Raw genomic sequence first — 21,346 nt, 5'->3', positions numbered from 1 at the left:
ACCATTTGTTTTGTTACACCGCGAGGAGCAAACCGCCCGGTGGGTCGCTACCGGGAATATTCACTCTTCATTAACATTTTCGAGTGTGCACAAATTACAGGAGGGCCACAATTGGGGCATCTGTAAAAGGATAAAACACAGTATGTAAACAATTTGTTGTGATCTTGACCGGGGTATTGGCGTGCCTTCTGCGGTGGTTTTCAACGGATTTGCGGCAGCGATCGAAGCGGAAAAACGGACGTGGCAAAGCAGGGCGCGGAAGGGCGCCCTGCGCGGGAAAATCTGCGGCGTTCAGCGTTGCAGCAGGGCGGCGATCGCCTGGCCGACTTGCTGGGTGGAGGCGTCGCCGCGCATGTCCGGCGTGCGCGGCCCGTCGGCGATAATGCGCTCAATCGCCTGCAGGATGCCGTCGTGCGCCTGGCGGTAGCGGGCATCGCCGTCGCCGAGGAAGTCCAGCATCATCGCGCCGCTCCAGATCATGGCGATCGGGTTGGCGATGTTTTTGCCGAAAATGTCCGGCGCCGAGCCGTGCACCGGCTCGAACAGCGACGGGAAGTTGCGCTCCGGGTTCAGGTTGGCCGAGGGGGCGATGCCGATGGTGCCGGTGCAGGCCGGGCCGAGATCCGACAAAATATCGCCGAACAGGTTGGAGGCGACCACCACATCGAAGCGTTCGGGGTTCAGCACGAAACGCGCGCACAGAATATCGATGTGCTGTTTGTCCCAGGCGATATCAGGGTATTGGTGCGCCATCTCCGCCACGCGCTCATCCCAGTACGGCATGCTGATGGCCATGCCGTTGGACTTGGTGGCGGCGGTCAGGCGTTTGCGCGGGCGCTGTTGCGCCAGCTCAAAGGCGTACTTGAGGATGCGGTCCACGCCCTGACGGGTGAAGACCGATTCCTGGATCACCATCTCGCGTTCGGTGCCTTCGAACATCCGTCCGCCGAGCGAGGAGTATTCCCCTTCGGTATTTTCGCGCACCACGTAGAAATCGATATCGCCCGGCTGCTTGTTCGCCAGCGGGCAGGGCACGCCGGGAAACAGCCGCACCGGACGCAGGTTGACGTACTGTTCGAAGTCGCGCCGGAATTTCAGCAGCGAACCCCACAGCGAGATATGGTCGGGCACTGTGTCCGGCCAACCGACGGCGCCGAAATAGATGGCGTCGAAGCCTTTCAGTTGCTCGAACCAGTCGTCCGGCATCATCTGGCCGTGGTGCTGGTAGTAGTCGCAGCTGGCCCACTCGAAGGTGGCGAATTCCAGCGACAGATCCCAGCGCGCCGCCGCCGCCTGCAATACTCGTATGCCTTCCGGCAACACTTCCCGTCCGATACCGTCCCCGGGGATGGCGGCAATCTTGTAAGTTTTGCTCATACAGAGGTCTCATTTGTAGGTAGGGGAGATTGACAACACTGTTATCCTATAATTGACTAACTGTTAATCAATCCTGAAAACGGTGAAACATAAAACACGAATCATGAACAATATGCCGATCCTGAGTGACCTGCGGGTGTTCGTGCTGGTGGCGCGCCGGGCCGGGTTTGCCGCCGCCGCCGAAGAGTTGGGCGTTTCGCCGGCCTTTATCAGCAAGCGCATCGCGCTGTTGGAGAAGGCTCTGGACGTGTCGTTGCTGCACCGCACCACGCGGCGGGTGGCGATCACCGAAGACGGCGAGCGCATCTACGAATGGGCGCAGCGCATTCTCAACGATGTCGATCAGATGATGGACGAGCTGTCCGAAGTGCGCCAGGCGCCGCAGGGCATGCTGCGAGTGGTCAGCAGCTTCGGCTTTGGCCGGCGTTTCGTCGCGCCGGCGCTGTCGGCGCTGGCGCGGCAGTATCCGCAGCTGGAACTGCGGCTCGACGTTTCCGATCGGCTGGTGGATCTGGTCAGCGAAGGTTTCGATCTGGATATCCGCATCGGCGACGATATCGCCCCCAATCTTATTGCGCGCAAGCTGGCGGACAACCAGCGCATCCTGTGCGCTTCGCCGACGTACCTGCAGCGCCATGGGGCGCCGAAAAACCCGGCGGAGCTGGCGGGCCGTTCCTGTCTGGTGATCAAAGAACGCGATCATCCGTTCGGGCTGTGGCGGCTGCAGGGGCCGAGCGGTGAAGAAACGGTAAAGGTGACGGGCGCGCTGGCGTCGAACCACGGCGAGATCGTGCACCAGTGGTGCCTGGACGGGCAGGGCGTCGCGCTGCGTTCCGCCTGGGACGTGAAAGAGAACATCGACAGCGGCCGACTGGTGCACATCCTGCCGGAGTATTATCAGCCGGCCAATATCTGGGCGGTGTACGTTTCCCGGCTGGCAACGTCGGCGAAAGTACGGGTGACCGTCGAATTTCTGCGCGACTATTTTCGTGAGCACTACGGCGAAACGGTGCCGGCGAGTGAAAATCCGTCGCGGTCTTAAGGCCAAAAATGTGCGCCAGATCATCTTATGCTCGTAAAATTCCCGCCCGTTACCTGAGGAACTGTCGCACGTGTTCCTTTTGCCAAAACTTTGGTTTATGCTCAGCTGAAGCGTTTCAGTTGAAGCACTCTTCGACAGAAATGCCGATGTGACGGCGGTGAAAAACCGCTGAAGCGCGGGAATAATGCAAACTCGGCGATTCACAGCGGGCGGTACGATCCACTACTCTATGCGGGTTAGTGAGACAACCAGTCAGCGCCGGGCGGCGCCGGTGAGTCAACCCGGCGTGGACGGCCCTTTTTCAGGAGCAGCATGACCATCCGCATAGCGATAAACGGCTTTGGCCGCATCGGCCGCAGCGTATTGCGCGCACTGTACGAATCGGGCCGACGGGCGGAAATCTCCGTGGTGGCGATCAACGAGCTGGCGAACGCCGAAGGCATGGCCCATCTGCTGAAGTACGACTCCAGCCATGGCCGCTTCGCCTGGGATGTGCGGCAGGAGTGCGACACGCTGAGCGTCGGAGACGACGCGATTCGCCTGTTGCATCAGCCGGCGGTGGAGCAGTTGCCCTGGGGCGAACTGGGCGTCGACGTGGTGCTGGACTGCAGCGGCGTGTACGGCAGCCGGGCGGATGGCGAGGCCCACCTGGCGGCGGGGGCGAAGAAAGTGTTGTTCGCCCATCCGGGCGGCAACGATCTGGACGCCACCATCGTGTTCGGCGTCAACCATCAGACGCTGCTGGCGGAACATCGCATCGTGTCCAACGCCTCGTGCACCACCAACTGCATTATTCCGGTGATCAAGCTGCTGGACGACGCCTACAGCATCGAGTCCGGCACCGTGACCACCATTCACTCGGCGATGAACGATCAGCCGGTGATCGACGCGTATCACGCGGATTTGCGGCGCACCCGCGCGGCGAGCCAGTCGATCATTCCGGTCGATACCAAACTGGCCGCGGGCATCACCCGCATCTTCCCGCAGTTTTGCGATCGCTTCGAGGCTATCTCGGTGCGCGTGCCGACCATCAACGTGACGGCTATCGATCTTAGCGTCAGCGTGAGCGCCGCGGTGAAGGTGGCGGAGGTCAACCAGCTGTTGCAAAAGGCCGCACGGGAATCATTTCGTGGTATAGTTGACTACACGGAATTACCATTGGTCTCGATCGATTTTAACCATGACCCGCACAGCGCTATCGTCGACGGTACGCAGACCCGGGTCAGCGGGCAGCACCTGATAAAGACCTTGGTCTGGTGCGACAATGAATGGGGCTTTGCCAATCGGATGTTGGATACAACACGGGCAATGGCCGCCAGCGGTTTCTAGTACGGCGGCGCCGGCGTGATTGGCGCGCTGCTCAGGCAATTTTATAGAGATTCAATAAAGAGGGTTCACCATGTCTGTAATTAAGATGACCGATCTGGATCTGGCGGGTAAACGCGTACTGATCCGCTCCGATCTGAACGTGCCGGTAAAAGACGGTAAAGTGACTTCCGACGCGCGTATCCGCGCTTCCCTGCCGACTATCGAAGCTGCGCTGAAGCAAGGCGCCCGCGTGATGGTAACCTCCCACCTGGGTCGTCCTACCGAAGGCGAGTACAACGAAGAATTCTCCCTGCTGCCTGTGGTCAACTACCTGAAAGATCACCTGAAATCCCCAGTGCGTCTGGCGAAGGATTATCTGGATGGCGTCGACGTCGCCGAAGGTGAACTGGTGGTGCTGGAAAACGTCCGTTTCAACAAGGGCGAGAAGAAAGATGACGAAACCCTGTCCAAGAAATACGCGGCGCTGTGCGACGTGTACGTGATGGACGCGTTCGGCACCGCGCACCGCGCGCAGGCTTCCACCCACGGCGTGGGCAAGTTCGCGCCTGTCGCCTGTGCCGGCCCGCTGCTGTCCGCCGAGCTGGAAGCGCTGGGCAAAGCCCTGGGTAACCCGGCCCGTCCGATGGTCGCCATCGTGGGCGGTTCTAAAGTCTCCACCAAACTGACCGTGCTGGATTCCCTGTCCAAAATCGCCGATCAGCTGATCGTCGGCGGCGGCATTGCCAACACCTTCGTGGCGGCGCAGGGCAACAACGTGGGCCAGTCCCTGTACGAACCGGATCTGATCCCGAACGCGCAGAAACTGCTGGAAACCTGCGACATTCCGGTGCCGACCGACGTGCGCGTGGCGACCGAGTTCTCTGAGACCGCGACCGCGACCGTGAAGCAGGCCAACGAGATCCAGGACAACGAGCAAATTCTGGATATGGGCGACGTCTCTGCCGAGCGTCTGGCCGTTATCCTGAAGAACGCCAAAACCATTCTGTGGAATGGCCCGGTTGGCGTATTCGAGTTCCCTAACTTCCGTAAGGGCACCGAAATTGTCGCCCGCGCGATCGCCGATAGCGACGCTTTCTCTATCGCTGGCGGCGGCGACACTCTGGCAGCCATCGATCTGTTCGGTATCGCTGACAAAATCTCCTACATCTCCACCGGCGGTGGCGCATTCCTGGAATTCGTTGAAGGGAAACCGCTGCCTGCAGTCGTGATGCTGGAAGAGCGCGCTAAGCAGTAATTCAGACAACGGGAGGCGAAAGCCGCCCGTTTGTTTTATACCGCGCGGCAAATGCTGCGCGGCGTGAAAACATCGATTTACATCCATCTACGGCCGACGAAACAGGACAAAGTAACATGTCTAAAATTTTTGATTTCGTAAAACCGGGTGTCATCACGGGTGATGACGTTCAGAAAGTCTTCGCAGTTGCTAAAGAGAACAACTTTGCGCTGCCAGCGGTAAACTGCGTGGGTACCGACTCCATCAACGCAGTGCTGGAAGCCGCGGCTAAAGTGCGCGCGCCGGTCATCGTTCAGTTCTCCAACGGCGGCGCCGCATTCATCGCCGGCAAAGGCGTGAAGACCGATGTGCCTCAGGGCGCAGCGATTCTGGGCGCTATCTCCGGCGCACACCACGTTCACCAGATGGCTGAACACTACGGCGTGCCGGTGATCCTGCACACCGACCACTGCGCGAAGAAACTGCTGCCATGGCTGGACGGCCTGCTGGACGCCGGCGAGAAACACTTCGCCGCTACCGGCAAACCGCTGTTCTCTTCCCACATGATCGATCTGTCTGAAGAGTCTCTGGAAGAAAACATCGAGATCTGCAGCGCCTACCTGAAGCGCATGGCCAAAATCGGCATGACGCTGGAAATCGAACTGGGCTGCACCGGCGGTGAAGAAGATGGCGTGGACAACAGCCATATGGACGCTTCCGCTCTGTACACCCAGCCGGAAGACGTGGCTTACGCGTACGAAAAACTGAACGCCATCAGCCCGCGCTTCACCATCGCTGCATCGTTCGGTAACGTGCACGGCGTGTACAAGCCAGGCAACGTTAAGCTGACTCCAACCATTCTGCGCGATTCTCAGGATTACGTGTCCAAGAAATTCAACCTGCCGCACAACAGCCTGAACTTCGTGTTCCACGGCGGTTCCGGTTCTACCGACGCAGAGATCAAAGAGTCTGTGGGTTACGGCGTGATCAAGATGAACATCGACACCGACACCCAATGGGCGACCTGGGACGGCATCCTGCAGTACTACAAAGCGAACGAAGCTTACCTGCAGGGCCAGCTGGGCAACCCGAAAGGCGCCGATCAGCCTAACAAGAAATACTACGATCCACGCGTATGGCTGCGCGCAGCGCAAACCAGCATGGTGACGCGTCTGGAGCAGGCCTTCAAAGATCTGAACGCGGTAGACGTTCTGTAATCTTCGGCACCTGTTGCATGAAGTACAAGGCTCCCTGCGGGGAGCCTTTTTGTTTATGGCAAGCCTGATGCGTGGCTTGGCTTGCCGTAGGCAAAATATGAAAAATAAGGAAAATCAATTTATTGATTTTCGACTGATGATCACAAAGGAGGAAAAACCACGTTTTTTCCTCCTTTGTTTGCAATTTAAAGGCTCCCTGCGGGGAGCCTTTTTCGTTTTCAGCCCAGCAGGCTGGCGCCGACGTTGATGGACAGGCCCAGGATCAGCATGTTGAACGCGAAGGAGATCACCGACTGCAACAGGGTGATCTTGCGCACCTCTGCCGCGCCGACCGCCACATCGGCGGTTTGCGACGCGACCGCGATGGTGAAGGAGAAGTAGGCGAAATCCAGATAGGTGGGATCGGCGAGATTGCCGGGGAACAGCAGCGGCAAAGGATCCTGCTGTGCGCCCTGGCGATAAAACTGATGAGCATAGTGCATGGTGAAGGCGGTCGGCAGAAGCAGCCAGGAGACCGCCAGCGTGGCGCCGGTCAGGAGCAAATGCAGCGTTTTCAGAGAGCCGGCCACCTGTTTGGCGCTGCTCAATTCAAACAGGATCGCCAGTAAGCTGACCAGGCAGCCGAGGCTGACTAACGCCAGCACCATGCTGGCGCTTTCGTCCTGCCGCCGGGCGATTTGGCGAATGTGCTGCGGCGTGCTGACCAGCATCAGCCGCCAGAGAAACAGCAGGTAGAGCCAGGCCAGCGTATTCCAGCCGATCATCAAGCGTTGCAGCAGCGAGAGCTGGGCGGGCAGCAGCAGAAAGCATAGCAGCCCGGCGCCGACGGAAAACAGCAGCCTGGGCCGCACTTGCCAATAGTGTTTGAGCGAAGAGCGAATGTGCATGAAGAACGGATCCCTTGTCGTGAAATGGCCAACGCGCTGTTCTCAGCATAGAAGAAGCGGCGGGCGGTTTCGGCTATTTTTAATGCTGATGGTTGGCATGAGCCTTTAATGTTGGTTACCCTTAGGCGTGGTTTCCTACTGGCCGCCGAGGCCAGTGTATTTTTGCGAGTTTCTCCCGTTAGGGACTGAGTTAGGACGACACGAATGAAAGATTTGAATGTAGTAGACGGCATCAACGGTGCCGGCGACTGGTTGGTGAAGAATCAGGATCTGTTGATCCAGTACGCGGTGAATATCGTCGCCGCCATCGTTATCCTGATCATCGGTTCGATTGTGGCCCGCGTGGTCGGCAATGCGCTGAACCGCGTGATGAAGCTGCGCGGCATCGACGCCACGGTGGCCGACTTCCTGTCAGCGATCGTGCGTTACGGCGTGCTGGCGTTCACCTTCATCGCCGTGCTGGGGCGCGTCGGCGTGCAGACCACCTCGGTGATCGCGGTGCTGGGTGCCGCCGGTTTGGCCGTCGGCCTGGCGCTGCAAGGCTCGCTGTCCAACTTCGCCGCCGGCGTTCTGCTGGTGATCTTCCGTCCGCTGCGCGTGGGTGAATATGTCGATCTGGGTGGCGTGGCCGGTACCGTCGATCAGGTGCAGATTTTCTCCACCACCCTGCGCACCGCCGACAACAAAACCATCGTGGTGCCGAACGGTAAAATCATCGCCGGCAACATCATCAACTACTCCCGCGAACCGAACCGCCGCGTGGATATCGTGGTGGGCGTGGCCTACAACGCCGATATCGACGTGGTGAAGAAGGTGCTGGGCGACGTGATCGCCGCCGACAAACGCATCATGCACGCCAAAGGCGTGACCGTGCGTCTGAACGAGATGGCGCCGTCCTCGCTGAACTTCGTGACCCGTTCCTGGACCACCAATGCGGAATACTGGAACGTGTACTTCGATCTGATGGAAAACTTCAAGCGCGCGCTGGATGCCCACAACATCGGCATTCCGTTCCCGCAGATGGATGTGCACCTGTATCGTACCGAAGACGCTTCCGCCAAGGCGGAATAACACAGAAGGGGGCCTTGGCCCCCTTTTTTTTTGCCATTTTCCCCGTATTAGCCAGGCAGCCATTCAATCTGTCTCCGCTGTATCGATATTGGCGCCAAGCCGATATGCGCCTTCGGAAATTGCGGCCTATGACAAATAGATGCGGGCGTAATAACGAGAAGCTCAATAAGTCGCGATAAAAACGACTTTTCGTTGTTACTGTTTCCTACTCTGATACCATAGCTTTCTTGTGGATTGTCGATAGGAAAGGGATGAAATGAAAAGGGCTGTTATTGCCGCATTATTGAGCGTCTTGATCTCTGGATGCGGGCCAAAAGCATTGTCGCCTGAACAAATACAGCAAGTAGCCGATTTAAAGTCAGAGCTGGTGAGTACGGATGCCGAAATTGAAAACGCAGCTAAACAGCAGGACACGTTAAACGGCGGCTTGATTAAATCTCTGGTGATGGCGCGACTGGAAATTCTGAAAACGAACAAGGCGCTTATTCAGCAACGAATCAATGCGATCGAGTCTGGATCAAAGGTTGAGATTGTCACGAACCAGACCCCGCCAGATCTGAAGCTGGCGGAAAAACTCACCGCTGAATTGGCAATGTTGACTCGGGAAATATCGACCGCTAAACAAGAGGCCGCACAATACGATGGTGGTCTGATGGGGTCGATAAAAAAGGCAACGATAGCCACTCAAGAGCAAAGTCTGGCGATGTTGCAGCAAAAATTGCTGTCGGCGAAATATGGCCTGGCCGTCCCGACGATAGCCCATCATGCAACATCAACCGCTTCAAAATCCAATCAGCAGGAAGATCCGGTGGCGAAAGACGCGTTGCTTCCGCCCGGCATTGGGCCGTTTGGACTGCAAATGGGGTTAACGAAAAAGAACGTCGAGGACATGACAGGCGTTACCTTAACGGCAATACCGAATAGTCTTAATATTTATACTACGGAGGTCGTCCCCAAAACGTATAACGCCTTTGAAACCTACATTTTGCTCATCTCTCCCAAGGTTGGTTTATGCCGAATTCGCGCGCTTAGCGGTGATATCAATACGGACAGTTATGGGTTGGCGTTAAAGTCCAAGGTGAAGGACATTGCTGAATCATTGACCGCTAATTATGGCAAAGGGAAAGCCACTGATGTGCTGCTGCCGGGGTCGTTATGGAAAGAACCTGGTGATTGGATGATAGGGTTGCTTAAAAAAGAACGCTATTTCGGTTTTGACTGGGAAGAGAAAAAAGATAAACCGTTCAAGAACGATTTGCAGGGGATTATGCTTGAAGCGACCGCCGTCAATAGTGGGATTGGGAGCGTTTATCTGCAATATGATTTCAAAAATGTCGATGAGTGCATAAAGGAAGCCAATGACAAGGAAAACAGTGCACTATAGCGGCAAGCGCTTTTGAAAAATAACCGATAGGTTAAGGGTTTCTCATGAGAGGTCGAGACGCTGCCGATGGCGTCTCGGCCTTTTATTTTCCGCGAGGTCAGATGCCCGCAGCCGGTTCCGTGAGCGGCGCGCGGCGCCGCAGGCTGAGGCGATAGAGCAGGAAGATGGCGGCGGCGCCCAGCAGCGCCGGCAGCGCCAGCCAGAGGAAGAACACTTCCGTCGAGCCGGCGGCGGCCATCATCCAGCCGCCGAGCATCGAGCCGACAATTGAGCCGAAGCGGCCATTGGCCATGGCCCAGCTGACGCCGGTGACGCGGGCTGCGGTCGGATAAAGGGTGGCTGAAACCAGGTTCAGGCCGTTTTGCGCGCCGGCCACGCCGAAGCCGATCAGGAACACGACGGCGGCCAGCGTGTAGACGTCGCCCATCAGATACCCGGCCGCACCAATTACCAGCGCGGCGCCCAGGTAGGAGACGGCCAGTACGCGGTAAGGCCCGACCCGGTCCATCAGCAGCGCCATCAGGATGGCGCCCAGGGTGCCGCCGAGCGGCACCATCGCGCCGATGCGCGAGGCGTGGGCGATGTCGTAACCGGCGTCTTTGAGCAGGGTCGGCAGCCAGCTGGTGAGCAGGTAGAACACGAACAGCGAACAGAAGAACGCCGCCCACAGCAGCAGGGTGCGCACGGCGCGGCCTTCGATAAACAGGTGTGATATCGGCGACCTGGCCTGCGGTGGGCGCTCGTCATCGACGATGGTTATCCCCGTCCAACGCTGGCCGGTGATGCGTTCGACCACCCGGCGCAGCCGCTCGGCATGCTTGGCGCTGGCGGCCATAAAGCGTACTGATTCGGGCATCTGCCAGGCCAACAACGGCAGCAGCGCCAACGGCGCGATGCCACCGACCAGCAGCAGGCCGCGCCAGCCGAACGCCGGGATGATCTGCCCGGCCAGCAGGCCGCCCAGGGCTAACCCAGCGGTAAAGCCGCTCCAGCTCAAGGTGACCATCAGCATGCGGCGGCGCGCCGGTGAGTACTCCGAGCTGAGGGTGATGCAGGTCGGTATCGCGCCTCCGAGGCCAATGCCGGTGATGAAGCGCAGCAGGGTCAGGGATTCGATCGAATGCGTATAGGCCGAAGCCAGAGTACAGCCGCCAAACACCAGTACCGCGACGAGCAGCACGCGTTTGCGGCCGAGGGCGTCGGCGATCGGCCCGAACAGCAGGCTGCCGATCAGCAGGCCGAACAGCCCCGCGCCGAAGGCGGGAGAGAGCTGAGCGGGCTGCAGGCCCCACTCTTCGCGCAGCGCCGGCGCGATATAGCCGATGATGGCGGTATCGAAGCCATCCAGCAGGGCAATGAGGAAACACAGGGTCAGGATCAGGATTTGGTAGGGGGAGATCCTGGCGCGATCGATGATTTCGCTGATGCGAGCGGTATTTGGGCTCATGGTTATTCCACTGTTATTCGGCTGGTGTGGGCTGGCTGAGGGCTGTTCAGGCCAGGCCTGAACCAAAACCGCTGTGGCTGGCATCGCGTAGAAATCCGAGTATACACCAGAGCGGGGGCGTTGCGGGGAGGGGGAATTGCTGATAATCGCCCGCCGCAGGAGGTGTCTGTGGCGGGCGCAGGCAAGGTTATTTGGCTAACAGCTCTCGGCGCACGATCTCGGCGCCTGCGCTTAACGCATTCAGCTTGCCGCGGGCGACCTGACGGGGCAGGGGGGCCATGCCGCAGTTGGTCGACGGATAGAGCTTGTCGGCATCGACAAACTGCAGCGCTTTGCGCAGCGTGTCGGCCACTTCCTCCGGCGTCTCAACGGCATGATTCGCTACGTCGATGGCGCCGACCATCACCTTTTTGCCGCGGATCAGTTCAAGCAGATCCATGGGCACGTGCGAGTTATGGCACTCCAGCGAGATGATATCGATGTTAGACGTTTGCAGTTTCGGAAACGCCTCTTCATATTGTCGCCATTCCGAGCCCAGCGTCTTTTTCCAGTCGGTATTGGCTTTAATCCCATATCCATAGCAGATATGTACGGCGGTTTCACACTTAAGCCCTTCAATGGCTCTTTCCAGGGCGGCGATGCCCCAGTCATTCACCTCGTCAAAGAACACGTTAAATGCGGGCTCATCAAACTGAATAATGTCGACGCCTGCGGCCTCGAGCTCTTTGGCTTCCTGATTGAGGATCTTCGCGAACTCCCAGGCTAATTTCTCGCGGCTTTTATAGTGGTTGTCATAGAGTGTGTCGATCATGGTCATCGGCCCCGGCAGGGCCCATTTAATCGGCTGTGTGGTCAGCTGGCGTAAAAATTTGGCGTCTTCAACGAAAACGGGTTTTTGACGCGAGACTGCCCCCACGACCGTCGGCACGCTCGCCTCATAGCGATTGCGGATTTTAACCACTTCGCGTTTTTCGAAATCGACGCCGCTGAGATGCTCGATAAACGTCGTGACGAAGTGCTGACGGGTTTGTTCGCCATCGCTGACGATATCGATGCCGGCCTGTTGTTGCTCTGCCAGTGACAAACGCAGAGCGTCCTGTTTCCCTTCGATGAGTTCTTCATTCTGCAATTTCCAGGGCGACCACAGGGTTTCCGGTTGGGCCAGCCAGACCGGTTTGGGCAAGCTGCCGGCGGTCGATGTGGGGAGCAATATTTTCATGATAGGTGACCTGTATTTAAGTGAATCAAAGCGCGTAGTGAGCAGACCATTGCTCAAGAATAGGCTTGTAGGGTTTGATAAATTGCTCTTCCGTAAATTTCCCCTGCTCAATCGCTAACTGGCTACGCTCTTCGCGATCGTAAACAATCTTGGTTAATGAATGATCCTGGTTATTCAAGCTTGGCTGATAGCATTGCCCCGCCGCCGAATTGGCATTGTAAATTTCAGGCCGATAGATTTTCTGGAAGGTCTCCATCGTGCTGATGGTGCCGATCAGTTCCAGATCGGTGTAATCGCTCAGCAAATCCCCGGGGAAATAAAAGGCCAGGGGCGCAACGCTATTTTTCGGCATGAAATAGCGCACCTGCAGGCCCATTTTTTTAAAATACCGGTCGGTCAATGAAGCGCCGTCTTGCCGATACTCGTCGCCCAAGACCGGGTGTTGATTGCCCGTCCGATGGTAGGTGTCTTTGCTGGATACGCTGAGGCAGATCACCGGTGGTTTGCTGAAATTTTCATGGTATTCGTTTGAATTGACGAAGTGCTTAAAGATATTGCCGTGCAAATCGCCAAAATCATCCGGAATGGTAAATTCCGCCGCGTTTTTATTGTGCGCCGGCAGCAAGACGCTAAAGTCGTAATCGCGCACGTAAGACGAGAAATTGTTCCCGACGATGCCCTCGATACGCTTTTGCGTTTTTTTATCGATGATGTTGGTTTTCAGGATTTCGATAACCGGAAAGCTGGCGCCCTGATCTTCAATGCGCATCTCAACCGAGATGATTTCCAGCTCGACAGAGTAGCGATCGGCCTTGGGGTTATCCCAATAGGCTAATGCATTAAAGCGATTGTCGATCATCACCAACGTGTTGCGCAGGTTCTCCCGGCGGTTTTTCCCTCTGGCCAAATTGGCAAAGTTGGTGGTGATACGCGTATTTTCAGAAGGGTTATAATCTTCGTCGAAAGAACTGCTCTTAATCGTAAAGGTAAAGTCTGTATTCATCGTCTTATAGCATCCTGTTATATGATATGAAGGCTGGATTTATCCATTTCTTTCAATGGTTTGTTTTTCTATTTTTTTATTCAGCCGATTTCATATTGTCTGTCGTTAATGAGGTCTATTTTTGCCAGAGTCCCGGAGGGAGTGAAAGAGACTTAATTTCATTACCACATGAGCGGTATTCATGATCGGGCGTTCGGGCCGTTTTACCGCCGTTGCTCTGCGGCGCAAACCGCCGGTGGGTTTGGCCGGCAACCTGGTGCAGCCTGAAAAATTACGGGTATAATCCCTCCATGATCCCACGGCTTCAGACACGAACATGACAAAACTCACCTTACAAGAGCAGATGCTCAAAGCGGGCTTGGTAACCAGCAAGAAAATGGCCAAAGTCCAAAGAACGGCTAAAAAATCACGCGTTCAGGCCCGCGAGGCCAGAGAGGCGGTGGAAGAGAATAAAAAGGCGCAGCTTGAGCGCGATAAGCAGCTGAACGAGCAGCAAAAGCAAGCCGCGCTGTCCAAAGAATACAAGGCGTAGGTGAAGCAACTGATCGAGATGAATCGCATCGTGCTGGCGAAAGGCGATATCGGTTTTAACTTCACCGACGGCAACCTGATCAAAAAAATCCTGGTGGATAAGGCGACGCAGACCCAACTGATCAATGGCCGCCTCGCCATTGCCCGCTTGGTGGTCGAGAACCGGGAAGAGTGTGAATACGCGATTATCCCCGCGAGCGTCGCCGATAAAATCGCGCAGCGCGATGCGGGCAGCATTGTGTTGCACAGCGCGCTGAGTCAGGAAGAGCAGGATGAAGACGATCCGTACGCCGACTTTAAAGTGCCTGACGATTTGATGTGGTAAGCCGCGTTCAGAACGGCGCGGCGTGACGAGCGGTTATCCGCTCTCCGCGGATGGGGTGCACAAAGTCCAGTTCGCTGGCGTGCAGCATCAGCCGCGGCGTCTGCTCGGTACCCGGCAGCAGGCGCCCGCCATACAGATCGCAGCCTAAAATGGGATGGCCCAATTGCCGGCTGTGAATACGCAGCTGGTGGGTGCGCCCAGTCTCTGGGGTAAGCTGCACCCGCGTCAGCGGCAGCGAGATCCCGCCTTCCGTTTCACGATAAAAACGCTCGACGACCCGATAGCGGGAGCGGGCGGGCTTGCCGTGAAGGGCGCAAATCGACATCAGCGGGAACAGCGCCGGATCTTTGGCGATCGCCGCGTCTATCACCCCTTCGTCATCCGCCACATGGCCGCAGAGCAGCGCGCTGTAGACTTTACCGACGGTGCGCTCGCTGAACTGCTGGCAGAGCGCGGCATTGACGGCCTTATTGCGGGCTACCACCATCAACCCGGACGTGCCGAAATCCAGGCGGTGCGCCAGTGTGCATCCGGGGAAGATCTGCACCAGCCGATAGTGCACCGAGTCGAGATTTTGCGGATTTTTGCCCGAAAGGCTGAGCAACCCGGCGGGTTTATTGATCAGTGCCAGATGATCGTCCTGATAGAGGATCTCTATCTGGTCATGACAGGGCGGGGCGATGAAGGTATCGGTAATCGTAGACATCGGTCGGCCGGCTGGAGGGGAGAGGGGCGGATGATAGCGAATTTTTCGCCGATGGGCGAATCTGGCGGCGCTGGCCTGGCGCCCACAGGGTATTAGCATCTCTGATACTTGATTAGAAACATCAATTTCACCTAATGATCGCTTCCTCGTATGATGCGCGTGTTGACCGATACGCGCCCACGTCCGGCGCCTTTTATCATTCGAGGAATTTCCCATGCTAGCCGTCTTCCTGCAGGGCTTTGCCCTGAGCGCCGCCATGATCCTGCCGCTGGGCCCGCAGAACGTATTCGTGATGAATCAGGGCATTCGCCGTCAGTATCATCTGATGATCGCCTCATTGTGCGCGCTGAGCGATATCGTGCTGATCTGCGCCGGTATTTTCGGCGGCAGCGCGTTGCTGACCCGCTCGCCGCTGCTGCTGGCGTTGGTGACCTGGGGCGGGGTGGCGTTTCTGCTGTGGTACGGCTGGGGCGCGTTCCGTTCCGCCTTCAGCCCGCAACCGGCGCAGGCCGCGGCGCAGGAGCTGGCGCAGAGCCGCTGGCGCATCGTGGTCACCATGCTGGCGGTCACCTGGCTGAATCCGCACGTCTATCTGGACACCTTCGTGGTGCTCGGCAGCCTGGGCGGACAGCTGACGGCGGACGTGCGTTCCTGGTTCGCGCTTGGCGCGGTCAGCGCGTCGGCGGTGTGGTTCTTTGGCCTGGCGCTGCTGGCCTCCTGGCTGGCGCCGTGGCTGAACACCCAGCGGGCGCAGCGCATCATCAACGCGCTGGTCGGTCTGGTGATGTGGGGCATCGCGCTGCAGCTGGCCTGGCAGGGGGCAAATTTATAAGAATTTGTCACTAATCCGAATTCAAAACGCCGTGCGATATGCTACGTTTGATGCCAGGAAACCGGCGGTTCTCGCAGGGAAAAGCCGGCGATCAGAGACAGCCTGTCATTAAGGAGACACTGTGAAGCTAAAAGCATTGGCTATGGCCGCAATGGTCGGATTAGGGACGCTACCGATGGCGCTGCAGGCGGCTGAATTGCCTGAAGGGCCGCACGTCGTCACCTCCGGCACCGCCAGCGTGGACGCTACGCCGGATATCGCCACTCTGGCGATCGAAGTGAGCGTTTCCTCCAAAGACGCCGCCCAGGCGAAGAAGCAGGTGGACGAGCGCGTGGCGCAGTACTTTGATTTCCTGCAGAAAAACAACATCGAGAAGAAAGACATCAGCGCCGCCAACCTGCGCACCCAGCCGGAATACGATTACCTGAAAACCGGCGAGTCGGTGCTGAAGGGCTACCGGGCGGTGCGCCAGGTGCAGGTGACCCTGCGCCAGTTGGACAAGCTGAACGAGCTGCTGGACGGCGCGCTGAAATCCGGCCTGAACGAGATCCGCGCGGTGGAGCTGGGCGTCGCCAAGCCGGACGTGTATCGCGAGCAGGCGCGGCAAAAAGCGATCGAGAACGCGACTCAGCAGGCTGAATCCCTGGCCAAGGGCTTCCACGCCAAGCTGGGGCCGGTGTACAGCATTCGCTACCGGGTCGCCAACTACCAGCCGATGCCGGTGGCGCGGATGTATAAGGCGGCCGGCGCGGCGGCGGAAAACGACGCGGCGCAAACCTATGAACAGCAAAGCATTCACTTCGACGATCAGGTGGATGTGGTGTTCGAGCTGCAGCGCAACGCCGCGCAGTAAGGGTGTTGTCATGAAGAAAAGGTTCGCTGCGGCGAACCTTTTTTCGTTTTAATCCTGGCGCAGCACCTGGTGACCGTGCTCCAGCAACGCGTCGGTCACTTTACGCATCATGCGGCTCTCCGGCGCGAAGCGGTGCCAGTACAGCATACGGCGCTGGTACAGCCCCGGCGTCAGATCGATCAGTTCGCCGGATGCCAGCTCTTTTTCGATCTGCAGATGCGGGATCATACAGCAGGTGGTGCCCTGACGGGCCAGCTGCACGAAGGCTTCCGATGAGTTCACGATGTGGCAGGGCACGCTGCCTGGCGACAGATCGAAGTTCTGCTGTAGGAATGCCTGGTGCATGTCGTCGAGATGATCGAAGGCCACCGCCGGCGCTTTCAACAGCGCGGAGCGGGTGACGCCGTTCGGGAAATAGCGCTCGGCGAAGCCGCTGGAGGCCACGAACAGGTAGTCCAGCGCCCCCAGCCGATCCACCAGGCAGCTCGGCAGCGGCTGCGGCTGAATACTCACCGCGCCCACCACCTCGCCGCGGCGCAGCCGCTCCTGGGTGCGGGTTTCATCTTCCACCTGCAGGTTCAGACGAATGGGGGAGTCCGCCAGCACCGGCTTCAGCGCCGGCAGCAGCCAGGTCGCCAGACTGTCGGCGTTGACCGCCAGCGACAGCAGCAGCGGCGTATCGACGCCGGTGTCGTTGCCCAGCCACTCTTCTTCCAGCAGCTCCACCTGATGCAGCAGCGCCAGCAGCTTTTGCCCCTGTTCGGTTGGGCGCGGCGGCACGGTGCGGACCAGCAGCGGTTGGCCGAACAGGTTTTCCAGCTGTTTGATGCGTTGGGATACCGCCGATTGCGTGATGCAGAGTTTTTGCGCGGCGCGCTCGAAGCCGCGCTCACGGATCACCGCGTCCAGCGCTTGCAGCGTACGATAGTCTGGGCGTTTCATCGGAAAGATATCCCTTAAATTAGAATGATACCGGCACTATGCCACATTTTGCGTGCGGCGCAGGTGGAAAAATCACGCCCCCAGCTCGCCGCCAAGCGGGTAAAAATGCGGGCTGCGGTAAATAAGTGTGATCCTGCCGGCGTGAAAAACAGCGTTTTACCCTATAATACGCACACGTTTTCGTACAGAGGCAAGGGACATATTATGACGCAGGATGAACTGAAAAAAGCGGTGGGCTGGGCGGCGCTGGAATACGTGACGCCGGGCACCATCGTCGGGGTGGGCACCGGCTCTACCGCCGCCCACTTTATTGACGCGCTGGGCTCCATCAAGCACCAGATTGAAGGCGCGGTGTCCAGCTCAGACGCCTCAACCGCCAAGCTGAAAAGCCTCGGCATCCACGTGTTCGACAGCAACGAAGTGGACTCGCTCGATATCTACGTGGACGGCGCGGACGAAATCAACGGCCACATGCAGATGATCAAAGGTGGCGGCGCGGCGCTGACGCGCGAGAAGATCATCGCCGCCATCGCCAAGAAATTCATCTGCATCGTCGACGCCAGCAAGCAGGTGGACGTGCTGGGCAAATTCCCGCTGCCGGTGGAAGTGATCCCGATGGCCCGCTCCTATGTGGCGCGTGAGCTGGTGAAACTGGGCGGCCTGCCGGAGTATCGCCAGAACGTAGTGACCGACAACGGCAACGTGATCCTCGATGTGCATAACCTGAACATCACCGACGCCATCGCGCTGGAGAACAAGATCAACGGCATCGCCGGCGTGGTGACCGTGGGGCTGTTCGCCAACCGCGGCGCGGACGTGGCGCTGGTCGGCACCCCGGAAGGCGTGAAAGTGGTCAAATAAGCCTCTGCGGCCTGTGGCCCGGTAGTGCCGGGCCGCATATTTCTTCGGTTAAAATATCTTTTCTGAAAAGCGGCAAATTTGGTGACTTATGTCACATTGTGAAAACTGACTCCCCAAAGCTTCTGCCGAAAACTTTCCCTATGGCATTTTCTGCCGTAAACCGCCATCAACGCTGCGCCTTGTCCTGCCGGGCAGGCAATCGTTTGTATTGCCGCCCGCGTTATTTTTGTTATGTTGGATGGGAGCTGTGTCGTCACAGCCGCTTCTGAAGTCTGAACATAGGGTCGGGTAAATGGCAAAAGTATCATTGGAGAAAGACAGGATTAAATTCCTGTTGGTGGAAGGGGTTCATCAGAGCACGGTCGATAATTTGCGTGCCGCCGGTTATACCAATATCGAATACCACAAGGGTGCGTTAGACACCGAATCGCTGAAGGCCTCCATCCGCGATGCGCACTTCGTCGGCATCCGATCGCGCACGCATCTGACCGAAGAGGTGTTCGCCGCCGCAGAAAAACTGGTGGCGGTGGGCTGCTTCTGCATCGGCACCAACCAGGTTGACCTGAAAGCGGCGACCAAACGCGGCATTCCGGTCTTCAACGCCCCGTTCTCCAATACCCGATCCGTGGCCGAAATGGTGCTGGGCGAGCTGCTGTTGATGCTGCGCGGCATTCCGGCCGCCAACGCCAAGGCGCACCGCGGCGTGTGGCACAAACTGGCCGTGGGCTCCTATGAGGCGCGCGGCAAAAAGCTGGGCATCATCGGCTACGGCCATATCGGCACCCAATTGGGCATTCTGGCCGAAGGGCTGGGCATGAAGGTGTTCTTCTACGACATCGAGAACAAGCTGCCGCTGGGCAATGCGCAGCAGGTGCGCCATCTGTCCGATTTGCTCAATATGAGCGACGTGGTGACGCTGCACGTGCCGGAAACGCTGGCGACCAAGAATATGATGGGGGCGGAAGAGCTGGCGCTGATGAAACCGGGCGCTATTCTGATCAACGCCTCGCGCGGCACCGTGGTGGATATCCCCGCGCTGTGCGACGCGCTGGCCAGCAATCACCTGGCGGGGGCGGCGATCGACGTCTTCCCGGAAGAGCCGGCGACCAACAGCGATCCGTTCAACTCGCCGCTGTGTGAGTTCGATAACGTGCTGTTGACGCCGCACATCGGCGGTTCCACTCAGGAAGCGCAGGAAAACATCGGCGACGAAGTGGCCGGCAAGCTGGCGAAATATTCCGATAACGGTTCGACCCTGTCGGCGGTCAACTTCCCGGAAGTGTCGTTGCCGGCGCATGGCCCGAACGCCAGCCGTCTGCTGCACATCCATGAAAACCGTCCGGGCGTGCTGACGCAGATTAACCAGATCTTCGCCGAAGAGGGGGTTAACATCGCCGCGCAGTATCTGCAAACCGGGCCGGAAATCGGCTATGTGGTGATCGACATCGAAGCGGAAACCGCGCGCGCCGACGCCGCGCTGCAGCGCATGAAGGCCATCGACGGCACCATTCGCGCCCGTCTGCTGTTCTGATTCGGCGGCTCGCCGCAACGAAAAAGGCCGGAGCGATCCGGCCTTTTGCTATTTGGGCTCCCGCCACGCCCAGCTGCAGAGCGGGGTGAGGATTTCCGGCAGCGGGATATCCCAGTGTTCGGTCGGCAGGTGCTCCACCTGCTGGCAATCATGGGCCAGGCCGATGGGATAGGGGCCGCCGCTGCGCCAGTTTTGCAGGGTGCGATCGTAAAAGCCGCCGCCCATGCCCAGACGCTGTCCGGTATGATCGAATGCCACCAGCGGCGTCAGCACCACCTCCAGTTCACCCAGCGGCAACACATGGCGCACATCGAGACGCGGCTCGAGAATATTGAAGCGATTGCGCACCAGCGGCGTTTCCGGCGCATAGCGCAGGAACAACAGGTGTCCCGGGCTGAACGGATGCAGTACCGGCAGGTAAACCCGTTTGCCGAGCGTCCACAGACGCTCGATCAGCGGCCCGGTATCGAGTTCGCCGTCAAACGACAGGAAGACCGCGATGTTGTGCGCCGCTTGAATGCGCGCGTGTGCGGTGAGGCGTTCGGTTATCTTTTCTGCGGCAAAGCGTTGCTGCTCGGGCGTAAGCTCGCGCCGACGTTGGCGAATGAGTTGACGAATGGCTTGGCGCTGCTGCGCGAATTGGGGTTGAAAAGACATCGTATCAGGCTTGCTCAGTGTGGCGTTCAGCACACAAAACCGCTGAGAAGGGGAATCTCCGAGATGCCGTCGCAGGCTGTAACCCTTGAACCCATGGTTCAAGGTGAACGTGCCGTCGCAATCTTAAGGCTTCTCGGCGCACCGAGCGTGCTCACCGATCGCGGAGCAACACATTCTGTTTGTACTAAATATCGGCTCAGGGGACTGGCCCGCTGGCGAACATCTCAGAGAAATTTTGTACTCGTTGCCGAAAACTTGGCTTTCAACAACTTAAGTTATTCGAATTGTGCATCCTGACGTTCAGAGATGCGACCTTGTTCAAGCAGCGCTTGTTCAATGGTCTGCTGCAGCATCCGTATGCGTTGTTCCATATTGGACGCATAGTCACGGGTTTTCAACCGTTCTTGAGCAAGTTCGTGACAGACGTTCAATGCCGCGATGAAAACCAGTTGCTCAGTATTGGAGACTCTAGTGCGAACTTTAAGATCTTGCAACCGTTGGTTAAGATCGTCCGCCGCCATATTCAACGCATCTTGTTGTTCTGGCGGGCAATTGACTCTTAACGAGCGGCCAAAAATTTGAATATCTACCGGTTGTGCAGACATGCCACCTTCCTGCCTAAATTTCGCGCCAGCCTTGTCCGCCCGGGCCGGGCCGTCAAAGCGGGCGCCACTATATATACCTCGGTACCAAGATACAACCCCTTTTTCAGTACCTGGTTGTAATCTACTGTGGCGGACATTGCCAGTCAAAAAAGGGTTTCAAAATGCGTATTTACCGCACTTTCGTCACCCGCCGGCGCAGTGTGAAACCTGCCACATCGCGATTATAACTAGCCACTGAGGTGTCGCGCTTATCTGGTATAGCGACGGACCTTGGTGGTAGCATAACACGAACTTATCCTGCCAACGATGACGAA

Annotated in this window: 19 protein-coding genes, 1 other RNA gene and 1 pseudogene; 11 read left to right on the top strand and 10 right to left on the bottom strand. The window is 58.0% G+C overall.

Features of this window, described 5'->3' with window-relative positions:
- Positions 1-291 precede the first annotated feature (291 nt).
- Positions 292-1,377, bottom strand: coding sequence for a tartrate dehydrogenase (locus tag ACSBQS_RS22430; protein WP_089192229.1), 1,086 nt, complete (start codon positions 1,375-1,377; stop codon positions 292-294).
- Between the two features lie 82 nt (positions 1,378-1,459).
- On the opposite strand from ACSBQS_RS22430, the gene ACSBQS_RS22425 reads away from it, so the two are divergent.
- The 4 genes from ACSBQS_RS22425 to fbaA all read left to right on the top strand — a co-directional run bounded on the left by ACSBQS_RS22425 (position 1,460) and on the right by fbaA (position 6,178).
- Entirely contained in the window at positions 1,460-2,419 is a 960-nt protein-coding gene (locus ACSBQS_RS22425; protein WP_172698345.1) for a LysR substrate-binding domain-containing protein, read from the top strand.
- A 312-nt stretch (positions 2,420-2,731) separates the two neighbouring features.
- The gene (gene epd / locus ACSBQS_RS22420) at positions 2,732-3,748 is read left to right on the top strand and encodes an erythrose-4-phosphate dehydrogenase (protein WP_004931582.1); all 1,017 of its coding nucleotides are present in this window, start codon (positions 2,732-2,734) and stop codon (positions 3,746-3,748) included.
- A 70-nt stretch (positions 3,749-3,818) separates the two neighbouring features.
- Complete coding sequence (gene pgk, locus ACSBQS_RS22415; RefSeq protein WP_025160206.1) at positions 3,819-4,982, top strand: phosphoglycerate kinase; 1,164 nt, start codon at positions 3,819-3,821, stop codon at positions 4,980-4,982.
- Between the two features lie 116 nt (positions 4,983-5,098).
- Positions 5,099-6,178, top strand: a complete 1,080-nt coding sequence (gene fbaA / locus ACSBQS_RS22410; protein ID WP_025304179.1) for a class II fructose-bisphosphate aldolase — start codon at positions 5,099-5,101, stop codon at positions 6,176-6,178.
- A 218-nt stretch (positions 6,179-6,396) separates the two neighbouring features.
- Here fbaA and ACSBQS_RS22405 read toward each other — a convergent pair whose 3' ends face one another.
- Positions 6,397-7,065, bottom strand: coding sequence for a DUF1345 domain-containing protein (locus tag ACSBQS_RS22405; RefSeq protein WP_149542286.1), 669 nt, complete (start codon positions 7,063-7,065; stop codon positions 6,397-6,399).
- A 204-nt stretch (positions 7,066-7,269) separates the two neighbouring features.
- On the opposite strand from ACSBQS_RS22405, the gene mscS reads away from it, so the two are divergent.
- On the top strand, positions 7,270-8,136 hold the full coding sequence (gene mscS / locus ACSBQS_RS22400) for a small-conductance mechanosensitive channel MscS (RefSeq protein ID WP_015378992.1): 867 nt from the start codon (positions 7,270-7,272) through the stop codon (positions 8,134-8,136).
- A gap of 256 nt (positions 8,137-8,392) precedes the next feature.
- Complete coding sequence (locus tag ACSBQS_RS22395; protein ID WP_197666759.1) at positions 8,393-9,520, top strand: hypothetical protein; 1,128 nt, start codon at positions 8,393-8,395, stop codon at positions 9,518-9,520.
- A gap of 97 nt (positions 9,521-9,617) precedes the next feature.
- Here ACSBQS_RS22395 and ACSBQS_RS22390 read toward each other — a convergent pair whose 3' ends face one another.
- The 3 genes from ACSBQS_RS22390 to ACSBQS_RS22380 form a co-directional block, all read right to left on the bottom strand.
- The gene (locus ACSBQS_RS22390) at positions 9,618-10,967 is read right to left on the bottom strand and encodes an MFS transporter (protein WP_197666760.1); all 1,350 of its coding nucleotides are present in this window, start codon (positions 10,965-10,967) and stop codon (positions 9,618-9,620) included.
- Positions 10,968-11,154: 187 nt separating this feature from the next.
- Entirely contained in the window at positions 11,155-12,186 is a 1,032-nt protein-coding gene (locus ACSBQS_RS22385; protein WP_033644741.1) for a methionine synthase, read from the bottom strand.
- Between the two features lie 25 nt (positions 12,187-12,211).
- Positions 12,212-13,189, bottom strand: coding sequence for a DUF1852 domain-containing protein (locus ACSBQS_RS22380; protein ID WP_033652185.1), 978 nt, complete (start codon positions 13,187-13,189; stop codon positions 12,212-12,214).
- Between the two features lie 316 nt (positions 13,190-13,505).
- Between ACSBQS_RS22380 and ACSBQS_RS22375 the strand changes: the two are divergent.
- Positions 13,506-14,045, top strand: a pseudogene (locus tag ACSBQS_RS22375) (DUF2058 domain-containing protein).
- A 7-nt stretch (positions 14,046-14,052) separates the two neighbouring features.
- On the opposite strand, the gene ACSBQS_RS22370 reads toward ACSBQS_RS22375, so the two are convergent.
- Positions 14,053-14,751 carry an RluA family pseudouridine synthase gene (locus ACSBQS_RS22370; protein WP_434991351.1) on the bottom strand — a complete coding sequence of 233 codons (699 nt, stop codon included), beginning with the start codon at positions 14,749-14,751 and terminating at the stop codon, positions 14,053-14,055.
- A 214-nt stretch (positions 14,752-14,965) separates the two neighbouring features.
- On the opposite strand from ACSBQS_RS22370, the gene argO reads away from it, so the two are divergent.
- Together argO and ACSBQS_RS22360 are read left to right on the top strand one after the other, a co-directional pair.
- The gene (gene argO, locus ACSBQS_RS22365) at positions 14,966-15,583 is read left to right on the top strand and encodes an arginine exporter ArgO (RefSeq protein WP_004931603.1); all 618 of its coding nucleotides are present in this window, start codon (positions 14,966-14,968) and stop codon (positions 15,581-15,583) included.
- Between the two features lie 121 nt (positions 15,584-15,704).
- Positions 15,705-16,436: an oxidative stress defense protein gene (locus ACSBQS_RS22360; RefSeq protein WP_031300626.1), complete on the top strand. Its 732-nt coding sequence runs from the start codon at positions 15,705-15,707 to the stop codon at positions 16,434-16,436.
- A 48-nt stretch (positions 16,437-16,484) separates the two neighbouring features.
- On the opposite strand, the gene ACSBQS_RS22355 is transcribed toward ACSBQS_RS22360, so the two are convergent.
- Positions 16,485-17,378 (bottom strand): LysR family transcriptional regulator ArgP, encoded by an 894-nt coding sequence (locus ACSBQS_RS22355; RefSeq protein ID WP_004931613.1) that lies wholly within the window; start codon positions 17,376-17,378, stop codon positions 16,485-16,487.
- Between the two features lie 204 nt (positions 17,379-17,582).
- On the opposite strand from ACSBQS_RS22355, the gene rpiA reads away from it, so the two are divergent.
- The gene (gene rpiA / locus ACSBQS_RS22350; RefSeq protein WP_033644746.1) at positions 17,583-18,239 is read left to right on the top strand and encodes a ribose-5-phosphate isomerase RpiA; all 657 of its coding nucleotides are present in this window, start codon (positions 17,583-17,585) and stop codon (positions 18,237-18,239) included.
- A 292-nt stretch (positions 18,240-18,531) separates the two neighbouring features.
- Entirely contained in the window at positions 18,532-19,770 is a 1,239-nt protein-coding gene (serA, locus tag ACSBQS_RS22345) for a phosphoglycerate dehydrogenase (RefSeq protein ID WP_025304156.1), read from the top strand.
- Between the two features lie 48 nt (positions 19,771-19,818).
- Here the strand turns inward: serA and ACSBQS_RS22340 are convergent, their stop codons facing one another.
- The 3 genes from ACSBQS_RS22340 to zapA form a co-directional block, all read right to left on the bottom strand.
- Positions 19,819-20,427, bottom strand: coding sequence for a 5-formyltetrahydrofolate cyclo-ligase (locus ACSBQS_RS22340; RefSeq protein ID WP_047026646.1), 609 nt, complete (start codon positions 20,425-20,427; stop codon positions 19,819-19,821).
- Between the two features lie 51 nt (positions 20,428-20,478).
- A non-coding RNA gene (gene ssrS / locus ACSBQS_RS22335) (6S RNA) lies at positions 20,479-20,661 on the bottom strand.
- A gap of 41 nt (positions 20,662-20,702) precedes the next feature.
- The gene (gene zapA / locus ACSBQS_RS22330) at positions 20,703-21,032 is read right to left on the bottom strand and encodes a cell division protein ZapA (protein ID WP_004931621.1); all 330 of its coding nucleotides are present in this window, start codon (positions 21,030-21,032) and stop codon (positions 20,703-20,705) included.
- Positions 21,033-21,346 lie beyond the last annotated feature (314 nt).

The organism is Serratia sp. H402Y (assembly GCF_051172415.1).
Taxonomy (GTDB): domain Bacteria; phylum Pseudomonadota; class Gammaproteobacteria; order Enterobacterales; family Enterobacteriaceae; genus Serratia; species Serratia ureilytica.
This window is presented reverse-complemented; position numbering and strand designations above follow the sequence as displayed.